This window comes from Novosphingobium sp. AAP1 (genome assembly GCF_001295765.1).
GTDB classification, from domain to species: Bacteria; Pseudomonadota; Alphaproteobacteria; order Sphingomonadales; family Sphingomonadaceae; genus Novosphingobium; species Novosphingobium capsulatum.
On record NZ_LJHO01000003.1, the window covers coordinates 343,416 to 361,993 of the forward strand.

Genomic DNA, 18,578 nt, shown 5'->3' on the forward strand with positions numbered 1-18,578 from the left:
TGATGCTGTCGGCAAGCCGGCGCACGATCCTGGCCAGCACGGCGGCGATGGCTGCCGCGCTGGCCCGATCCCCGATCGTTGCCCAGGCGCTTGCCGCCCCGGCGGCGGGGACGCCTCCACAGCCTGACAGTCCCCGCCGCCGGTTATCGCTTGAGGCAGACTGGCGCTTTCACGCCGGCGACATTCCCTTTGCCCCACTGCTCGATCACGAGGCGGCCTATGCCCATGCCAAGGCGGGCAATGCCACGGGCGGCGCGGCCGAGGATTGCGACGATGGCGATTGGTCCATGGTCAGCTTGCCGCACGATTTCGCCCTGGGCCAGACGCCCGATCCGGCAGCCAATCCCGATCAGGCCTATCGCCCGCGCGGCATCGCCTGGTATCGACGCGGCGTCCTGCTCGATCCCGCCTGGCGCGAGGGCGCGCTCGATCTGGTGTTCGATGGCATCGCCACCAACGCCACGGTGTGGATCAACGGCACGCTCGCCGCGCGCCATTTCGGTGGCTACACCCCGCTGGTCATAGATCTGTTGCCCTTCGCCCGCTTCGGTGAAGAGCCCAACACCATCGCCGTGCGGGTTGACGCGCAAGACAGCGAAGGCTGGTGGTATGAAGGCGCCGGCCTCTATCGCCACGTCTGGATCGAACGCCGCGCGCCCGTGCACATCGTGCGCCACGGCCTGGTCGCGCGGCCCCATCCGCTGGGCCAGGGCGACGGCGCGGCGACGACCAGCGATTGGGCCGTTCCGCTCACGCTCGATCTCGCCAATTCCGGCGCGGCCGACGCCGCCGTTACCGTTGCCGCGCGCCTGATGGCGCCCGATGGCACGATCATCGCCACCGCGCAGGCCGCGCTCACCCTGCCCGCGCAAGGCCAGGCGCAGGCCGCCCTCACCCTCGCCGTGCCGCCCCCCCGGCTATGGTCGCCGGCCGATCCCGCCCTCTATCACCTGGAAACGCGCGTGCTGGCCGATGGCGTGCTTGCCGATCAGGAAAGCTGCGCGCTGGGCCTGCGCACCGTGCGGTTCGATGCGGATCGCGGCATGCTGCTCAATGGCCGGCCCTGCCCGATCAAGGGCGTCTGCGCGCATCAGGATCACGCCGGCGTCGGCGTGGCCGTGCCCGACAGCCTGTGGGACTATCGCCTGCGCCGCATCGTTGCCATGGGCGGCAATGCGCTGCGCACCGCGCACCATGCTCCCGCGCCCGAACTGCTCGATGCGGCAGACCGCCTGGGCGTGATGATCCTGGCGGAAAACCGCACGCTATCGGCCGCGCCCGATACGCTCGATGCCCTGGCCGCGCTGGTGCGCCTGGGCCGCAACCATGCCAGCGTCATTGCCTGGTCCCTGTGCAACGAGGAATCGATCCAGGCCAGCGGCATCGGCGTGGCCATGATCACGCGGATGAAAGCGCTGGTCCGCGCGCTCGATCCAACCCGCGCGGTCACCGCCGCGCTCAACGGCGCGATGGAGGCAGAGCCCAACATTGCCGACATGCTCGATGTGGTCGGCTTCAACTATGGGCGCGGCAGTATCGATGCCTATCACGCCGCCCATCCCACCCGCCCACTGCTCAGCAGCGAAGATACCTCTGCCCTGATGACGCGCGGCGCGGCGACGGGCGATGCCGCGCGGCACTTGATCGCCGATGATGACATGACCGCCGTCCCCTGGGGCCAGACCAACAGCGCCGCCTGGGCCTTCATCGCCCAGCGCCCGTGGCTGGCCGGCGGCTTCCTGTGGACCGGCTTTGATTATCGCGGCGAGGCAACCCCGTTTGGCTGGCCCAGCACGTCGAGCTTCTTTGGCGCGATGGACCTGTGCGGCTTTGCCAAAAGCGGGTTTCACATCCGCCGCGCGCTGTGGAGCGCCACGCCGGTCATCGCGATCTGGCCGCACTGGACCTTTCCGGGGCAAGAGGGCCGCGCCGTGCCGATCCTGGTCGCCAGCAATGCTGATCTCGTGTCGCTGCACCTTGATGGCCGCGAACTGGCCCGCGCGCCGGTGCATGATGGCGTCGCGCGCTTCTCCCCGGTCTATGCCCCTGGCCATCTCGTCGCCCAGGGCTGGCGCGACGGGCGCGTGGTCGCCAGCGCCACCTGCGTCACCGCCGGCCCGCCGGTGGCGCTGCGCCTGGTGCCCGATCGCCTGCGGATCAGGGCCGAACGCCGCGATGCCGTGCCCGTCACGGTCATGGCGGTCGACGCCGCCGGGCAGTCCGTGCCCGTGGCGCAACATGGCTTTGCCCTGCACGTCGAGGGCGGGCAGATCCTCGGCCTCGGCAATGGTGATCCCAACCTCGCCCTGCCCGAAACCCCGGCTGCCGATGGCCGCAACGGGGCCATGGCGCTGTTCAACGGGCTGGCCCAGGCGATCGTCTGCGCCGATGGCAGCGGCCCGCTGCACCTGGTCGCCACCGCAGCCGGTCTCGCCCCGGCGCGCTGCATCCTGCGCGTCGATCCCGGCACGGTCGCCGCGCTGCCGGCCGTGCCGCCGGCGCAACCGCTCACCGAATGGCGCCAGGCACCGGCCAGCGCGCAACGCCCGGTGCCTGGCCAGCGCCTCGGCGATGGTGACATGAACTCCTGGGCCTGGACCAAGCCGGGCGCCACCCAGCCCACTGACCCTGCCGCGCCCTGGGTGCTGCTGCACCTGGCGTTCACCCCGCGCCGCGCCGTGGCGGCCAAGGGCGGCACCGTGCGCTTTGCCAGTCTCGTCGGTCGCGCCGAAATCTGGCTCGACGGCGTGCGCGTCGCGCTCAAGGCCGATCCCGCCCCGGCGCCGCTGGCCATCACCCTGCCGCCGGGTAATGGCGAACGCCTGCTCGATGTGCTGTTTGACAACCGCGTCACGCCCGGTCGCTGCGGCCTGGCCGGCATGGTCAGCCTCGGCACTTAAGCCGGCACCACGCCCCGCCCTGGCCACCGTTCATAGAATGGCTATTGACCGTTAAGGAAAAACTTGCGAGCCTAATATCAACTTGAAAGGTTGAGTTATGGCGAATCCGTTTCCGTTCCATGACTTGGCGCGGCGTGCCAGCCATGATGATCTGCCCGTGGCGATCATCGGCGGCGGGTTCAGCGGCACCTTGCTGGCTATCCACCTCGCCCGGCGCGGGGTGCGCGTGGTCATCGTGGAGCGTGATCCCCAGGCGCTGGCCCATGGCCTTGCCTATGGCGCCTGTGGGCCACAGCACCTGCTCAACGTGCGCGCCGGCAACATGAGCGCCTTGCCCGATGATCCCACCCATTTCCTGCGCTGGCTGGGCCACGGCGAAACCGACGCGGCCAACCGCTTTGCCACCCGCGCCAGCTATGGCGCCTATATCGCCAGCCTGCTGGCCAGCGCGCGCGCCGCCATGCCCGATCGCATCACGATCGCGATTGCCAGCGCGCAAGGCGTCACTCCGCTGGGCGATGGCACGCTCCAAGTCGCACTCGATCAGGGCGCGCCGCTCCATGCCCGCGCCGTGGTTCTCGCCCAAGGCAACCTGCCGCCGCAGCGCCACCGCGCGCTGGCCGCCCTGGCACCGCCCCAGGCGCTGCCCGATCCCTGGGCGCCCGGCGCGCTCAATGCGGTCGCGCCTGATGCCCGCGTGCTGCTGCTCGGCACCGGGCTTACCGCGATCGATGTGATCCAGTCGCTCGACGCGCGCGGCCATCGCGGGCCGATCGTCGCGCTGTCGCGGCGCGGTCTGGTGCCGCGCGCCCATGCCGCCAGCGGCCCGGCGATTTCACCGCAGCCGATGCCCGCCGCGCGCGGCAGCGCCTTGCTGCGCCACATTCGCGCCCGCGCCCGCGCCGTGGGCTGGCACCATGCCATCGATGAACTGCGCCCCCATACCCATGCCTTGTGGCAGGCACACGATGGCGCGGCGCAGGCGCGCTTTCTGCGCCATGCCCGCCCCTGGTGGGACGTGCACCGCCATCGCATGGCCCCGGCCATTGCCCAGCGGATCGAGGGGCTGTGCGCCGCCGGGCGCCTGCTGGTTGTTGCCGGCAGCCTGCAACAGGTCGTGCCCGATGGCGATGATGGCCTGCTCGCGCAATGGCGCGCACGCGGCAGCGACAGCGTGGCCACGCTCGCGGTCGATCACGTCGTGGTCTGCACCGGCCCCGGCGGCGATCCCGCGCAAAGCCGCGATCCCCTGCTGCGCAGCCTGCTCGCCGCCGGCCTGGCGCGTCCCTGCCCGCTGCATCTGGGCCTCGATGTCGATGATCACTGGCGCCTGCGCGATGCGCGCGGCCGCGCAGCCTTGCCCATTCACGCCATGGGCGCGCTGTCCAAGGGCCTCAACTGGGAAATGGTTGCCGTGCCCGATATCCGCCTCCAGGCACAGCGCCTGGCCGATCACCTGGTCGCGGCGCAACCCGCCGTCGCGGCCTGATCGCCTTCACCACCACAGCCGCACGCCGGCCAGCGCGCGCAGCACCGAGGCACGCTCTCCCACCGAACGCGCCGCGCGCGCGCTGCCGCCCAGGCTGCGTTCCCAACCCAGACCCACATAGGGCGCAAAATTGCGCTTGATTTCATAGCGCAGGCGCAGCCCACTCTCGATGCGGTTGATCCCCGCGCCCTCGCCCAGATCGGGCATGCCTTGCGCCGCCCAATCCATTTCCACGCGCGGCTGCAACACCAGGCGCTGGGTAATGCGCTGGTCATAGCTCGCCTCGGCCCGGCCGGTCAGCTCGCCCCGCGTCGACAGGAAAACCGATGCTTCCACGTCGAACCAATAGGGCGCCAGCCCTTCGATCGTCAGCGCGGCATGGGTGCGCCGCTGGCCCGTACCCAGCACGCCCCGGTCCAGATCCTGGCGCACCGCGGCGCGCAGGTTGAACCACGGGTCCAGTGCATGCAGCCAGCCTGCCTGCACCTCGGCGCGGTCCACCCGCCCGGCAAAGGCCCCTTCCCCGCGCGATTCCAGCGCCAGGCGGTCGCTGTCCCCGCCCCACCAGCCCTTGGCTTCCCAGGCATAATCGCCGCCGCCGCGCGCTTCCAACTGGTCGACCATCACCTGGCTCACCGCCATGCCGCCATTCTCGTGCACCAGGGCCGCCCGCGCGCGCGCCATCGCCTGCGGATCGAACAGGGCATCGGCAGCATGGTCGCTCGGTGGCGGCGGCGGCGCCGCAGCATCCTGCGCCCGCGCCACGCCCGCGCCGCCCAACACGACAGCCAGCGCGATGGCCAGACCGCGCTCGCTCATGCGGCCTGCTCGCGCACCGTCACCACGCGAAACATGCCGGCATGCATATGCAGCAGCATGTGGCAGTGAAACGCCCAATCGCCCACGGCATCGGCGGTCAGGTCAAAACTGGCCTTGCCACCGGGCAGCACGTTGACGGTGTGCTTGCGCGGCGCCGCCTCGCCCGCACCGTTCACCAGGTCGAAGAAATGGCCATGGATATGAATGGGATGGGGCATCATCGTGTCGTTGATCAGCGTCACCCGCACCCGCTCCCCAGCGCGAAACGCCAGCGGCGCGGGGTTCTCGCTCAGCTTCACCCCGTCGAACGACCACATGTACCGTTCCATATTGGCCGTCAGGTGCACGTCCAGGCTGCGCGTCGGCGGCGCCTGCGGGCGCGGCACGGCGGCCTTGAGATCGGCATAAGTCAGCACGCGATGGTCCACGTCTTCCAGCCCGTTGGGCCGGTCCGCCAGGCGGTCGGCCGGCGCGGCAGACAGCGTCGCCACCCCCGGCCCCAGGCGCAGGCCCGGCGGCGCGAGTGACTTGTCCCGCATCTTCATCCCGCCATGGCCGCCGTGCATGGCATGCCCGCCCTGCCCCGGCGCCGGCATCGGTGCCGAAAGGTCCAGCGTACCGGCGGCCATGTCCATCCCGGTCATGTCCATCGCGCCCATGCCCATGTCGCGCATGGTCAACAGCGGCCGCGCGCGCAGCGGCGGGATCGGCGCTGCCGTGCCCGCAGGCGCGCCCAGTGGCGCCAGCGTCGCCCGGCACTGCCCCGATCGATCGATCGCTTCAGCAATGATCGCAACGGGTTGCGCGGATTTTGGCTGCACCAGCACGTCATAGGTCTCGGCAATGCCAATCTGCAATTCATCGGTGTCCACCGGCACCACATCCTGCCCATCGGCCGCCACCACGCGCATCGGCACGCCCGGCAACCGCAGGTTGAAATTGGTCATCGCCGCGGCATTGATCACGCGCAGCCGCACCGCCTCGCCCGGCACAAACGCCCCGGTCCAGTTCGCCGCGCTGTCGTGCCCGTTGATGCAATAGGTATAGGTCGATCCGGTCACATCGGCGATGTCGGTCGGGTCCATGCGCATGCGGCCCCAGTTCAGGCGCTCGCCCAGGGGCTGGTCGCGGCCGGCCAGCAAGCCCGCCAGGGTCTGCTGCTGCCGGTTGTAAAATCCGCCCTGCTGTTTCAACCGCTTGAGCAGCACGTGCGGATGCACATCGGTCCAATCGTGCAGCATGATCACATGCTCGCGCGCCGTCTCAGTGGTGGGCACGGCCGGGTCGATCACGATCGGGCCGAACAGGCCCATCGCTTCCTGCATCCCACTATGCCCGTGATACCAATAGGTTCCGGCTTGGCGCACGGTAAACACGTGGTCAAAGCTCTGCCCCGGGGCAATGCCGGGATAGCTGATGCCTGGCACCCCATCGAACTGGAACGGCACCAGCAGGCCGTGCCAGTGGATCGAGGTATCCTCGGCCAAGCGGTTGTGCACGCGCAGGCACACCTGCTGCCCTTCGCGCAGGCGGATCATCGGCCCCGGCGTGGTGCCGTTGACAGTGATCGCATGGCCGCTGCGCCCCCCGACGCGCACGGTGGCTTGGTCGATCACCAGTTCGATCAGATCACCCGACAGCGCGGTTGCTGGCGCGCCCATCGCCCCCTCGGCCATGCCCGGCATCATGCCAGCAATGGCGGTGCGCGCGCGTGCCAGATCGGGCAAAACCCCGCCCAGCCCGGCTCCAGCCAGTCCCGCCAAAATCGTGCGCCGATCCACTCTATCAGTCCTTTTCGCCAAGCTGTTGTGCAAGCTTCTTTCTTGCGCGGTAAACTCTTGTTTCAATTGTCTTTTCGCTAACATCCAACATCATGGCAACCTCGCGCTGCGGCATCCCTTCCACGCCATGCAGCACGATCGCCTCGCGCAGCGGTTGCGGTAGGGTATCGATCGCCCGCGTCATGCGTGCCAGATCGGCACGCCCTGCCGCTTCGCGCTCCGGCCCTGGTGCGCTGTCCGGCACGTGCTCTACGGCGGCCTCGCCCTGCCCGCGCCAGCCCAGAAACAGCCGCCGCACCACCTGCCGCCGCCGCCAGTCGCGCCCCTTGTTCAGGGCAATGCGCGCCAGCCACGCCGCCAGCGGCCGCGCCGGATCATAGCGGCGCAGCGCGGCAAAGGCGGCGATGAACGTATCCTGCGTCACGTCGAGCGCGGCATCGGCCTGTCCGGTCTGCGCCCAGGCCACACGATGCACCACGGCGCGGTGACGCGCCATGAGCTGGCGATAGGCCTGCTCCTCGCCCGCCAGCGCGGCGCGCACCAGGGCGGCATCATCGGCCTCGTCCAGAGGATCATCACGCACCGCCGCGCGGCCGCTCAGGGCCGCTGCGAAGCGCTGGGCGCAGGGGATTGCATCAGGGCAGCCACCATCGCCTGGTCAAACCGCGCCTGCTGATCGGGGCGCAGCAGCGCGCGCATCGCAAACAGGTGTTGCAGGGTTTCCTTCTGCAACATGCCCATCGCTGCATGCGAGCGATCTACCGCCGCGGCCACGCGCGGGCCATAGCCGCGCTCGGCCACGATCGCCTGGGCCAGATCGCGGTTATCCTGCGCCATTTGCGCGCCATAGCGGGCCTGCGCGGCCGCATAATCGCCCTCCAGCCGCGCCATGGCCTGTTCCTGCCCGGCATCAAGCGCCAGATCGCGGTGGATCAGCGTGTGAAAGGCGTTTTCCGCAGGCTGCGCGGGCTTAAACAGCATGCGCCCCACCCCCACCCCTGCCAGGGCCGCTGCAAAGGCCAGCAGGGCCACAAACACCATCTGGCGGGCGCCCATCACCCCGCCCCCATCAGCACAACCGAGGGCGCCTGTGCGGGCAAGGCCAGGGGGCTCACCAGCCTGGCAGGCTCATGACGCGGGCCAAAGGCATGCCAGGGCTGCTGGGCCACTCCGCCCGCCAGGCCAACCACCAGCGCCAGCGCCCCGGTCCAGGCCAGTTGCCGCCGTGCCTGCGCGCGTGCCTGATGACGGTGCAGCCCGCCGATCACCGCCTGTTCCAGCGCCGCCCAATCCGCCACGTCGTCTGCCCGCCTGGCCGCTGCATGGCGCAGCCCGGCCAGCCCTTCCTCCACACTGCCCATCGCCCGTGCTTCTCCTGTCCTTGCCCTGCCTGCCCCCTCATACGCACCGGCGTGGCTTGTCCCTCATCCCGTCGCCACATTTTTTGCACATCGGCCAAGGGGTGATGATCGACGCTGCGTATCAGCAGGCAGCCCCGTTTCGAAAGGATCGTCGATGTTCATGCGCCATGCTGCCCTCCCCCTTGCGCTCGCCGCGCTCTGCGCTGCCGCCCCTGCTCTTGCCCAACCGGCACTGACCGCCGCCAGTCCCTCGGCTGATGCGGTGGTCAGCGCGCCAACGGTCATCACGCTGTCCTTTACGGAGGCTGTGGCCGTGCCGCCCTCCTCGCTTGCTCTGGTGATGACCGCGATGCCCGGCATGGCCAACCACCAACCGATGAAGGTCACCGGCTTTGCTACCGCCCTTGCTGACGAGGGCAAGACCCTCAAGGTTACCCTCCCCCGCGCCCTACCGGCCGGCACCTATCGCCTGACCTGGCATGCCGGCTCCAGCACGGGCGAAAGTGCCGATGGCAGCTACAGTTTCACGGTGAAATAGGAAACTGGCGCAAAGGCCTCTTCAAGCCGCTGAAAAACATGAGATTTCCTACTTCGGCCGGTTTTGCTCCCTTTTCGCGCAAAGCCGGCCGAAATACGTTTGCGGCTCGGCGCGGCTCAAATTCAGGCTATCTTTCTAAAAAGAATGGATAATTCTGATAGCGCCCAGTTCCGGCTCGGCACCCGCGTCTATCGCTGACCGTATGAATGCGTTCAGTCCGTGGGCTCACGCAGGTTTGATCGACATGCGGTGGAGCCTTGCGCCCTTCCCCCATTTCAACTCGTCAAAAGACACTTCTAGCGGGTTAGATCCTGTTTAGAGTCTTTAGACAAGTTAAGCGCCGCGCTCACTCGCGCGAATCGCCAGAGTTTCGCGATTCGCCTGCAATGCGCTGTTCCTGATAGATCGACGTTCCGTTCCCGATGGATCGAAGCATCGTTCCCAAAGGATCGATCCCCCGTTCCCGATGGATCGAAAGGCCGTTCCTAAAGGATCGAAACACGCGTTTTGCTGTTCCCGAAGGGTCGATCTTTGCCATCAGGCGGGCGGTAACCGCGGCGGATTGAATTTCTTTTCGGGAACGCAGTGCTTTGAACGTTCAATCGCTGTGGATGATTTCACTGTTGTGACGAGGGGACGATCGGCGCACGACACTTCGCGAACGGCGATTGCGAGCAACAGCACGCGACACGTTCTTTCGAGAACGGCATTGGGGCATTGGCGACTCTTGCGAATGCCGTGAACCGCATTTGCATTGCTGTCATGCTGTGTGGATGGCTTATCCCGCGCGTCGCCAAAGACGAACCGCGCGAAGGCGGAAAGCTGGACCCCCGATCAAGTCCGGGGTGACGCAGGTGGTGACATAGGGGGTAGGCGTTGCCTTGGTACTGCTACCCTCCCCTCCCCGCCCCTTCCCTGTCATCAAGCGTCTGCCGGCAACCATACAGATCGCTGCGACTCAGGCCGGCACACCTGCAGGATTACCCGAGGCTGGATTAGCGTCGTTCCTGATGGTGGAGGTAAAGCGCGATCATGGTGTCGCGCTGGGGCCCGCTCCGTGCGCACGGGGCACGGAACGGGCGGCGCTGGTCAGCGCAGGGTGTGGCGGTGCTTTTCGTGATGGCGCTTGGCCCAGCCGATGAAGGCGCGCTGCCAATCGGCGGGGGTGCGCGCGGGGTCGGCCGAAACCCAGCGTTCGAACTCGGCATGGAGCGCCTGGAAGTCCCAGCCCGGGCAGGTTTCGCGCAAGTGGGCCAGGGTTTCGTCGGTCATGAAACCGCGCGTGGCGGCGTGGCTGAGGCCGGCGATGGTGGAGCGGATCAGGCTGCGTGCATCAACGGTGACGGGTGCTGGCGCGGACGCCGCTACATGCCCCGCGTTGCGCGATGCCGGCTTGGCTGGCGCAGGTGCGGGTGCGGGTGCGGGTGCGGGTGCGGCAGTGACTGCGGGCAGGGGGGCAGGTCGTTTCCCCGGGGAAACGACTTCGGCGCCATCCTTGCCATCCACGCGGCGCATGCGCAGCAGCGGCTCGCCGGCCTTGCCCGCTTCAACGCTCAGCGCATAGCCGGGGAGGGCGTCCTTTTCCGCCAGCTTGAGAATCTCGAATTTGAAACGGCGATATTCGCCTTCTGCCCCGGATTTCTCGAACAGCGTGGGCATGGCGATGGCAAAGCCTTCCTCGCCCGCGCCACCGGCATGCTTGCGCGCCACTTTGTAGAGCCAGCGCTCGCGCCCGCCGGTGATGTTGAAGTAGGCGCGATCGATCGCCAGAACGCCGCCCTGCATCATCACGCCTTCCCAGAACCAATTGGACAGCTCCAGCGTCATGCCTTTGGAGCGTTCGGTGCGCTCGTCCACCAGTTGGGTCCAGCCATCGAGCCACGAGAAGGTGGCTTCACGGCGGTTTTCGGCGCGGATGTTGGTCTTGATCGTGGTGGCAACCAGGCGATCGAGCGCCTGGCCAAGCAATTCGTAGGCGCGGCCCGTGGTGGGGCGGCCGATCGCGCGCAGCAGGTCATAGGGCATGATGGTGAGCTTGCGCGGCACATCGTTGACCCCGCGCCGTACCATGTCGGCCAGAACGCTGGCACAGTAGATCAGGATGTCAGCGTCCCAGATCGTGGCCATGCCATAATCGGGATTGCCCGAGACGTGGACCCATAGCTTGCCATCGGGGCTGGTGTAATCGATCGGCTTGGTGCGCTTGGTCTTGGCCAGCGAAAAGAACGGGCGCTCCATCATCTCGCGCTGATCGCGCAAGGGCATGTCGGCCACGTAGGGCAGGAAGACGTCAAAGCGTTCGCTGCTGACGGAAGGTTTGCTGCGAGTCATGCGATGCCGGAGTGAGGGGAGGAGGGAAGGGCGGGTGACAACACAGCCAACCGGTACTGGCGTGGGCCAGCCCGGGGCAAGATGCGGTGGCGATGAAACGTGTGGAGGGCGGCGCTCTTGAACTCCGACGCGCCATGCACTGGCGGCGGACGGAACACGTCACGCGAGGTTCGCGGGAGAACACATGCGCCAGCAAACGGCACGCTGCGCGCGCCGTTCGCCAGGGGAGGGGGGTGCCAGGGAGGGGGCGGTGTTTCCCCGGGGAAACGGGGAAACGATGGCCTCACCGCTGCATGCCCTTGCCTTGGGCTTCGAGTGCGTCGAGCGCGGCGCGCACGCCTTCGATTAGGTCTTCGGTGGTGGCGCCAGTGCCGTTGTGCAGCTTGATCGTCACGCCCTGGCGCCCGGCCGACAGCACCGATACGGCGCGACGGCCGCTCATCGGCGCGTCCCAGCTGAACAGCGGGCCCGATGGGCTGTTGCCGGCCGTGGGCGCAGCCAGCAGGCGCTTGAGCACCTCGGGCGAGGGCACCGTCGGCCGGCCAGTGCTGCGGGCGGCGTCCTGCTCCCGCGCAAGTTGTCGCGCTTCCTTGAGGATGGCGACCTGGGCGTTCTTGTCATCCAGGGCCTGCGCGAGGGCATAGCCGGGCTTGAGCTGGACATCGGCGGGGGAGGCAAAGGCGGCGACAACGGCATCGGGGATCGTTGCCACGCGCAGCATCTTTGAAAGCCAACCCTTTGAAAGCTTTAGCCTTTCTGCCATTCGCGTGAGGTGGTTGCCGTAATGGTCCTTGAGCGCGAGGGCATAGTTGCGCGCGCGTTCCAGGTCAGACACGTCCTTGCGGGCGCGGTTTTCCAGATCGGCGAGGCGGAAGGCCGCTTCGTCATCAAGCTGGGCCACCTGGGCCAGGAACTGGAACTGCGGATAGGAATTGGCGCGCAGCCAGGCGATCGACCAATGGCGCCGTGTGCCGGCGATGACCTCGTAATCATAGGCCGGATCGTTTTCGATGCGGCGCACCACGGCGGGCACTTTCTGGCCGCCTTCGGCGATGATCGAATCGATCAGTTCGCGGCAGGATTCCTCGCTCAGATGCGCATAGGACCGGGCATTGCCTGCCCATACCCGCACCCGCGCGGGATCGAGCAGCAATTGCGTGACCTGGCGCACTTCGCCGCTGGCGACGCGGGCCAGCGCGCTTTCGCGGTTGAGCAGCGTGGTGCCGCGCAACGGGCCAAGGCCTGGCGCGGCCTGGCGCGGTGGGGAGGCCGGGGCAGGGGACACAGGCGGCGTGGGGGCAGGCTTGGCCTGCGCACCCGGCACGGGCGCTGGTTCATCCGCCACGCCCGAGGGACGCGGCGCGGGCGTGTTGTCGATCACCACCGGCGCAGGGGTGGTGTCTGGCGTTTCTTCGTCTTCCGCCAGCAGCGCGGCGAGGTAATCGGATTGCTTGCGCGCCATGGCTTAGAACCTTGCGAAGGGCGGGAAGGAGGGGAGGGAGGCGGCGCAGCGGCGGGCGGCGTGATCAGGCATGAAGCACATCCTCTTCCCGCGCCGGGGCAACGCGACCCCAGCCCGCGCGCACCAGCTGTTCGAGCTGGCCCAGCGCCTCGTCGAGGTTGGCGCGGCAGCGCTTGTGGGTCTTGGCCGTGCCGATCGGCTTTTCCAGTTCGTAGATCGTCATCATGCGCAGGGCGGCGTGGCTGATTTCCGCGCTTTCCAGGATGGGAACGGGCAGGAGTGCCGGGCCAAAGGTCTGCTCCATGATCGTGCGCACCATGGCGTGGCTGGGATCGTTGCCGTCAAACTTGGAACAGATCAGGCGAACAAACTGATAATCCACGGCAATTCCCGCTTCAACCAGCTGCGCGATAACCTGGTCCATCATCGAGAGGAACTGCACGGTGGAGCAGAAATCGGGCGTGGTGGCAGCCAGCGGTACGAGCAGGGCATTGGCCGCCTGCATCACCGCGAGCGAGATCGTGCCGAGCGCGGGCGGCGGATCGAGGATCACCACGTCATAATCGCGGGCCAGATCGAGCAGCCCCTGCTTGAGCTTGCGAAACCGCGCGGCGAGCACCGACTGGCCATCGGCGCCGGCCGCGGCGAGTTCGTATTCCACGTCGAACAGTTCAAGGTTCGAAGGGATGAGATCGACATTGGGCCAGGGCGTGCGCTTGACCGCATAGAGCAGATCGGCCTGGGTCGGGTCGATCGACAGATAGGGGTAGAGCGTTTCCTCGCGCGTGATGTTGAAATGCGGATTGAAGCCGAACAGCGTGGTCGTGGTCGCCTGGCTGTCGCAATCGACCACCAGCACGCGATAGCCTTGCACGGCGAAATAGTGAGCCAGGTGAGTGGTCACGGTGGACTTGCCCACGCCGCCTTTGAAATTCTGCACCGCGATCATGGCCGGCACATCGTGCGGCCCGCGCGTGGGCATGGCGCCGAGCACTTCGCGCATGTGGAGCATTTCCTGCACGCCATAGCCGATGCGCCGGCCATTGTCGCCCGAAGGCGGGGGCGGCAGGCGCCCATCGTCCTCGGCCATGCGGATGCGGTTGGTGGAACAGCCCATCAGCTGCGCGGCTTCGGCAATGCCAAAGCGCACGTTGAGTCCCTTGCGGCTTTCGGGCAGAAAGGCCTTGCGCCGCAGGCGCTCGATCATTCGTTCGCCGGCCTGGGCCAGATCGCCGATTTGCCCCACGATTGCACTGCTATCAGCCATCATTCGCCCGTTTGAAGCTGTTGATGGGCATGCATAGCAAATTTCATTCAATTGAGCAACGCGTGGCTTGGCAATCTCTCGCGCGCACAAAAAGACCGCAGCATGCATCCCTTGGCCGGCTTGGGCGCCGTTCGGCATGCTTTTGCGATATCCATTTATCTATCTGATATTAAGCGCTATTTATGAAAATCGAACGGATGCGCCGGCGCTCGCTCGTTCAAGCAAGCTTTTGGCGAACGGTCGAATTTGCCGGCCCGGAGGCGCGTCGGCGGGGCGCCTGGGCGAGAATCACGGCAGCGGCTCGCGTGGCGGAATATCGATCGCGTCACCGGGATGAAGCGCGCGAAACCGGCCCGGTGCCACGCCTTGCGCGGCCAGCGCGGCATCGAGCTGGCGCAGGGGATCATGGCGCGGTTCGTCTGTCAGCTTGAACGTGCCCCAATGGATGCCGAGCGCCCATTGCGCGTCGAGATCGTGCATGATCTGCACCGCTTCGGCGGGATCGGTATGCTGCGCCGCCATGAACCACCGCGGGTCGTAGGCACCGATCGGCAGTAGCGCGCAATCGACCGGGCCAAACTGCTGGCGTAGCTGGCGAAAGATGGCGCCCGTGCCATAGCCGGTATCGCCGGCGAAATAGATCGTGCGCCCCGACGCCTGGATCATGAACCCGCCCCACAGCGCCATGCGGCGATCGCGTGGCGAGCGCGAGGACCAGTGCAGCGCCGGCACGAGATGCGCCAGGGCCTGCCCGGTGGCATCGAGCGGGTGGGCTTGCTCCCAATCGAGCGGCGCCAGGCGTGCATGGCGGATGTGGCGGCGCACGATGCGATCGTTGCCCAGCGGCGTGATGATCAGCGGCGCGTGGGCGCGGTGCAGGGCCTTGAGCGTGGCCACGTCAAGATGATCATAATGGTTGTGCGAGAGCAGCACGGCATGGATCGGCGGCAGATCGGCCAAGGCGACGCCGGGCGCCGTCACGCGGCGCGGGCCGGCAAAGCTGACCGGGCTGGCGCGCACCGCCCAGACCGGATCGGTCAGGATGTTGAGCCCGTCGACCTGGATCAGCACTGTGGCATGGCCTATCATGGTCACGCGCAGGCCGGCGACGGCCATTTCGGGATGGGCCGGCACCACCGGCACATGGCGCGGCCAGGCATGGCGCGGCGCGCTGCGCCGCCAGCGTAGCACATCGCCCAGGCTGCGATCGGTTTCCGGCTCGCCGGCCAGGTTGCGGAAGCGCAGCCCGTCGAAATGATCGCTGACCGGGCCATGATAATAGGGATTGCGCGGCATGAAGCCCTTTCGCGGCGGCGAGAGACCGGCGGGATGGGAGGAGGGACCTGGCAATTGGGAACGGCCTGCCGCGATTTCCAGGGGGCGGGCGCCCGATTGCCATTACCCGGCATTGCAATGCAGGGCCAAGTCGGTATGGACTGGCATTGCGTCGGTGCCGTGCCTTGTTTCTTGCGGGGTGGCATTTCCCCCCTCATGCTCGCCCCGGTGGATGGCTGCGTGCTGCCACTCGCCCCGGGCCGGGTCGTTGCCGCGATTGGAATATTTCTTGGTCCAGACCACGCTTGCCCCGGTGCGGGACGAGACGATCCGCCTTATCGACAAGGCGCGCCTGCCCGATGGCGGCGAACTGCTTCTGCTGCAGAGCGGCGACAGCTTTTCGATCGAACTCGATGATGAAGAGCTGATGGGCAATACCGACCATGTTTCGGAAGAGGCCTTGGCGCTGATGACGGCGCACCGCCTGGGCCGCCACGATGCCGCGGTGTTGATCGGCGGGCTGGGCATGGGCTTTACCCTGGGCGCCGCGCTCGATGCCTGGGGCCCCAAGGCGCGCATCCAGGTGGCCGAACTGGTGCCCGAAATCCTGGCGTGGGCGCGCGGGCCGCTGGCCCATGTCATGGCCGGCAAGCTGGATGATCCGCGGGTGAGCGTGACGCTGGGCGATGTGCACGACGTGATCGCGCAAGGGCGCGGCGCCTATGATGCGATCCTGCTCGACGTCGACAACGGCCCCGATGGCTTTGTGCAGAAGCAGAACGACCGGCTCTATGCCGCGCCGGGCCTGACCGCGGCCTATGCGGCGCTGCGCCCCGGCGGCATCCTGGCGATCTGGTCGGCCGATCCCGATGGGCAGTTCACGCGTGTGCTGTGCGACACCGGGTTTGACGTGGAAGTAGAGTTCGTCCCGGCCTATGAAGGCGCCAAGGAAGACGAGCACTGCCTGTGGTTCTGCCGCCGCGATTGACGAAAGCGCGCCCGGCCTGATCCAGCTGCCGGATTAAATTCCTTCTTTCCGAAAGGTTGGGCACGTTTCCGCCAGCGGTGCGTTGCGCTGGCGGGGGCCTATCTTGCCCTTGTCGTGACCAACACCAGGCAAGCAGGGAAACACCGTGAATCAACCCGCACTCGAGACTCTTTCCCGCGCGGAACTGGAGGCAGAAGTGCTGCGGTTGCGGCAGGCCGGCGTGGTGTCGGGCGATGCCGCCGATGCCGCCGATGCCCACCGCCAGGCGCTGTTCGAGGCGATCGACGACGGCTTTTGCATCATCGAGTTCTTTGATGGCCCGCATGGTCCGATGAGCGACTATCGCCATATCGAGGCCAACAGCGGCTATGAGCGCCATACCGGCATTGCCGGCATTGTCGGCAAGACACTGCGCGATATCGCTCCGGCCGAGGCCGATGGCTGGCTGGCGCTTTATGGCGAGGTGCTGCGCAGCGGCGAGCCGGTGCGGTTTGAGCGCGAGTTCGTGACCGCCGAGCGCTTTATCGAAGTATCGGCGCGGCGCGTCGGGCCGGCCTGCAACCGCCAGGTTTCCGTGCTGTTCCGCGATATTACCGCGCGCAAGGCGCAGGAGGCGGCGCTGCGGCGGAGCGAGGCACTGGCGCGCGATAACGTGCAGCGGGTGCAACTGGCGCTTGCCGCTGGCGCGATCATCGGCACCTGGATGTGGGACATCCCCACCGGGCAGGTGGCCGTGGACGAAGGCTTTGCCGGCGTATTCGGCTTGCCGCCCAGCGCTGACCCGGTGAGCTATACTATCGATCGCCTGCTCGAGGCCGTGCACCCCGATGACAAGCCCGGTGTCGATGCCGCGATTGCCGCATGCCTGGCCGATCTGGGGCACTATCGCCACCAATACCGCGTCAGGGGCCACGAGGGCCGCTATGCCTGGGTCGAGGCGGTGGGCCGGGTGGAAGCCGATGCGCAGGGCCAGGCCCGGCGTTTTCCCGGCGTGCTGCTCGATCTGGAGGCGCGCCGCGCGGTGGAGGCCGAGCGCGACCGCGTGACCGACGAACTGCGCCGCCTGACCGATACGCTGGAACAGCGCGTGGCCGATCGCACCGCCGAACTGATGCACGCCGAGGAACAGCTGCGCCAGGCCCAGAAGATGGAAGCGGTGGGGCAGCTGACCGGTGGATTGGCGCACGATTTCAACAATCTGCTGGCGGGGATTTCCGGCTCCCTGGAAATGATCGGCACGCGCCTCGCCCAAGGCCGCTTTGCCGAGGTGGAAAAGTATCTGGCCATGGCCCAGGCGGCCGGGCGCCGTGCCGCTGCACTGACTCATCGCCTGCTGGCCTTTTCGCGGCGCCAGACGCTCGATCCCCGGCCGACCGACATCAACGATCTGATCAACGGCATGGCCGATCTGGTGCGGCGCACGGTGGGGCCGGCGATTGCGGTGGAATGCGTCGGGGCGGCGGGGCTGTGGACCGCGCTGGTCGATGCCAGCCAGCTGGAAAACGCGCTGCTCAACCTGTGTCTCAACGCCCGCGACGCCATGCCCGATGGCGGCCGCATCACGATCGAGACGGCCAATCGCTGGTTCGATGCACGCAGCGCCGACGCCCACGAAATTCCGCCGGGCCAGTATCTCTCGCTGTGCGTCTCTGACACTGGCGTGGGCATGTCGGCCGATGTCATCGCCAAGGCGTTCGATCCGTTCTTCACCACCAAGCCGCTGGGGCAGGGCACGGGGCTGGGCCTGTCGATGATCTATGGCTTTGCCAAGCAATCGGGCGGCCACGCGCGGATTTATTCGGAGGAAGGCAGCGGCACCACGGTGTGCATCTACCTGCCGCGCTATTACGGCGCGGAACAGGCGCAGGGCGAGCTGAGCGGGCACTTCACGTCGGCTTCCGATCTCGCGCCGGCGCCGGGGCAAGGCACCGTGCTGGTGGTGGATGACGAGCCGCTGGTGCGCATGCTGGTGGTGACCGCGCTGGAAGACATGGGCCATCACGTGCTGGAGGCCGAAGACGGCGCGCAGGGGCTCAAGATCCTGCAATCGGATGCGCCGATCGACATGCTGGTGACCGACGTGGGCCTGCCCGGCGGCATGAACGGCCGCCAGATGGTCGACGCCGCGCGCAGCCACCGGCCTGCCACGCCGGTGCTGTTCATTACCGGCTATGCCGAGAACGCGATCATCGGCAGTGGCCATCTGGAGCCGGGGATGCAGATCCTGACCAAGCCCTTTGCCGTGGGCGATCTGGAGCAGCGCGTGCGCACGATGTTGACTGGACGTTAGGACGGCTGAGGCGCGGGCGGGTGTTATCAAGCGGGACCCCGGATCAAGTCCGGGGTGACGACAAGTTTTTACGTTAC

14 protein-coding genes are annotated in these 18,578 nt (G+C 67.5%); 5 read left to right on the plus strand and 9 right to left on the minus strand.

Annotated features, from left to right (window positions below; translation table 11 throughout):
• Positions 1 to 2 precede the first annotated feature (2 nt).
• Positions 3 to 2,900, plus strand: a complete 2,898-nt coding sequence (locus IP65_RS08710; RefSeq protein ID WP_054131451.1) for a glycoside hydrolase family 2 TIM barrel-domain containing protein — start codon at positions 3 to 5, stop codon at positions 2,898 to 2,900.
• A 97-nt stretch (positions 2,901 to 2,997) separates the two neighbouring features.
• On the plus strand, positions 2,998 to 4,389 hold the full coding sequence (locus tag IP65_RS08715; protein ID WP_054131452.1) for an FAD/NAD(P)-binding protein: 1,392 nt from the start codon (positions 2,998 to 3,000) through the stop codon (positions 4,387 to 4,389).
• Between the two features lie 6 nt (positions 4,390 to 4,395).
• Here IP65_RS08715 and IP65_RS08720 read toward each other — a convergent pair whose 3' ends face one another.
• From IP65_RS08720 to IP65_RS08740, 5 genes are read right to left on the minus strand one after another with little or no spacing between them, the layout of a single operon-like run.
• Entirely contained in the window at positions 4,396 to 5,208 is an 813-nt protein-coding gene (locus IP65_RS08720; RefSeq protein ID WP_082349979.1) for a copper resistance protein B, read from the minus strand.
• A complete protein-coding gene (locus IP65_RS08725; RefSeq protein WP_231627617.1) occupies positions 5,205 to 6,989 on the minus strand; it encodes a copper resistance system multicopper oxidase in 1,785 nt (594 codons plus the stop codon). The genes IP65_RS08720 and IP65_RS08725 overlap by 4 nt, the downstream gene beginning before the upstream one ends.
• A 4-nt stretch (positions 6,990 to 6,993) precedes the next feature.
• Positions 6,994 to 7,572 (minus strand): RNA polymerase sigma factor, encoded by a 579-nt coding sequence (locus tag IP65_RS08730; protein WP_054131454.1) that lies wholly within the window; start codon positions 7,570 to 7,572, stop codon positions 6,994 to 6,996.
• 14 nt (positions 7,573 to 7,586) lie between these two features.
• Positions 7,587 to 8,045 (minus strand): periplasmic heavy metal sensor, encoded by a 459-nt coding sequence (locus IP65_RS08735; protein WP_022678045.1) that lies wholly within the window; start codon positions 8,043 to 8,045, stop codon positions 7,587 to 7,589.
• Complete coding sequence (locus IP65_RS08740) at positions 8,045 to 8,350, minus strand: hypothetical protein (protein WP_054131455.1); 306 nt, start codon at positions 8,348 to 8,350, stop codon at positions 8,045 to 8,047. The genes IP65_RS08735 and IP65_RS08740 overlap by 1 nt, the downstream gene beginning before the upstream one ends.
• Before the next feature lie 160 nt (positions 8,351 to 8,510).
• Between IP65_RS08740 and IP65_RS08745 the strand changes: the two genes are divergently transcribed.
• The gene (locus IP65_RS08745) at positions 8,511 to 8,888 is read left to right on the plus strand and encodes a copper resistance protein CopC (protein ID WP_028658316.1); all 378 of its coding nucleotides are present in this window, start codon (positions 8,511 to 8,513) and stop codon (positions 8,886 to 8,888) included.
• A gap of 1,089 nt (positions 8,889 to 9,977) precedes the next feature.
• On the opposite strand, the gene IP65_RS08750 is transcribed toward IP65_RS08745, so the two are convergent.
• From IP65_RS08750 to IP65_RS08765, 4 genes are all read right to left on the minus strand, one after another.
• Positions 9,978 to 11,219, minus strand: coding sequence for a replication initiator protein A (locus IP65_RS08750; RefSeq protein ID WP_054131456.1), 1,242 nt, complete (start codon positions 11,217 to 11,219; stop codon positions 9,978 to 9,980).
• A gap of 283 nt (positions 11,220 to 11,502) precedes the next feature.
• Complete coding sequence (locus IP65_RS08755; protein WP_054131457.1) at positions 11,503 to 12,681, minus strand: ParB/RepB/Spo0J family partition protein; 1,179 nt, start codon at positions 12,679 to 12,681, stop codon at positions 11,503 to 11,505.
• 64 nt (positions 12,682 to 12,745) lie between these two features.
• Complete coding sequence (locus tag IP65_RS08760) at positions 12,746 to 13,948, minus strand: AAA family ATPase (protein ID WP_028658115.1); 1,203 nt, start codon at positions 13,946 to 13,948, stop codon at positions 12,746 to 12,748.
• 288 nt (positions 13,949 to 14,236) lie between these two features.
• A complete protein-coding gene (locus IP65_RS08765; RefSeq protein WP_054131458.1) occupies positions 14,237 to 15,244 on the minus strand; it encodes an MBL fold metallo-hydrolase in 1,008 nt (335 codons plus the stop codon).
• Between the two features lie 268 nt (positions 15,245 to 15,512).
• Between IP65_RS08765 and IP65_RS08770 the strand changes: the two genes are divergently transcribed.
• Positions 15,513 to 16,211, plus strand: coding sequence for a hypothetical protein (locus IP65_RS08770; RefSeq protein ID WP_054131563.1), 699 nt, complete (start codon positions 15,513 to 15,515; stop codon positions 16,209 to 16,211).
• A gap of 703 nt (positions 16,212 to 16,914) precedes the next feature.
• Complete coding sequence (locus IP65_RS08775; protein WP_231627637.1) at positions 16,915 to 18,501, plus strand: PAS domain-containing hybrid sensor histidine kinase/response regulator; 1,587 nt, start codon at positions 16,915 to 16,917, stop codon at positions 18,499 to 18,501.
• Positions 18,502 to 18,578 lie beyond the last annotated feature (77 nt).

Coding starts and splice junctions, on each gene's coding strand:
- IP65_RS08710 (WP_054131451.1), top strand. CDS start 3: ATGCTGTCGGCAAGCCGGCGCACGATCCTGGCCAGCACGGCGGCGATG.
- IP65_RS08735 (WP_022678045.1), bottom strand. CDS start 8,045: ATGGGCGCCCGCCAGATGGTGTTTGTGGCCCTGCTGGCCTTTGCAGCG.
- IP65_RS08775 (WP_231627637.1), top strand. CDS start 16,915: ATGTGGGACATCCCCACCGGGCAGGTGGCCGTGGACGAAGGCTTTGCC.
- IP65_RS08760 (WP_028658115.1), bottom strand. CDS start 13,948: ATGGCTGATAGCAGTGCAATCGTGGGGCAAATCGGCGATCTGGCCCAG.
- IP65_RS08750 (WP_054131456.1), bottom strand. CDS start 11,219: ATGACTCGCAGCAAACCTTCCGTCAGCAGCGAACGCTTTGACGTCTTC.
- IP65_RS08765 (WP_054131458.1), bottom strand. CDS start 15,244: ATGCCGCGCAATCCCTATTATCATGGCCCGGTCAGCGATCATTTCGAC.
- IP65_RS08740 (WP_054131455.1), bottom strand. CDS start 8,350: ATGGGCAGTGTGGAGGAAGGGCTGGCCGGGCTGCGCCATGCAGCGGCC.
- IP65_RS08745 (WP_028658316.1), top strand. CDS start 8,511: ATGCGCCATGCTGCCCTCCCCCTTGCGCTCGCCGCGCTCTGCGCTGCC.
- IP65_RS08715 (WP_054131452.1), top strand. CDS start 2,998: ATGGCGAATCCGTTTCCGTTCCATGACTTGGCGCGGCGTGCCAGCCAT.
- IP65_RS08755 (WP_054131457.1), bottom strand. CDS start 12,681: ATGGCGCGCAAGCAATCCGATTACCTCGCCGCGCTGCTGGCGGAAGAC.
- IP65_RS08720 (WP_082349979.1), bottom strand. CDS start 5,208: ATGAGCGAGCGCGGTCTGGCCATCGCGCTGGCTGTCGTGTTGGGCGGC.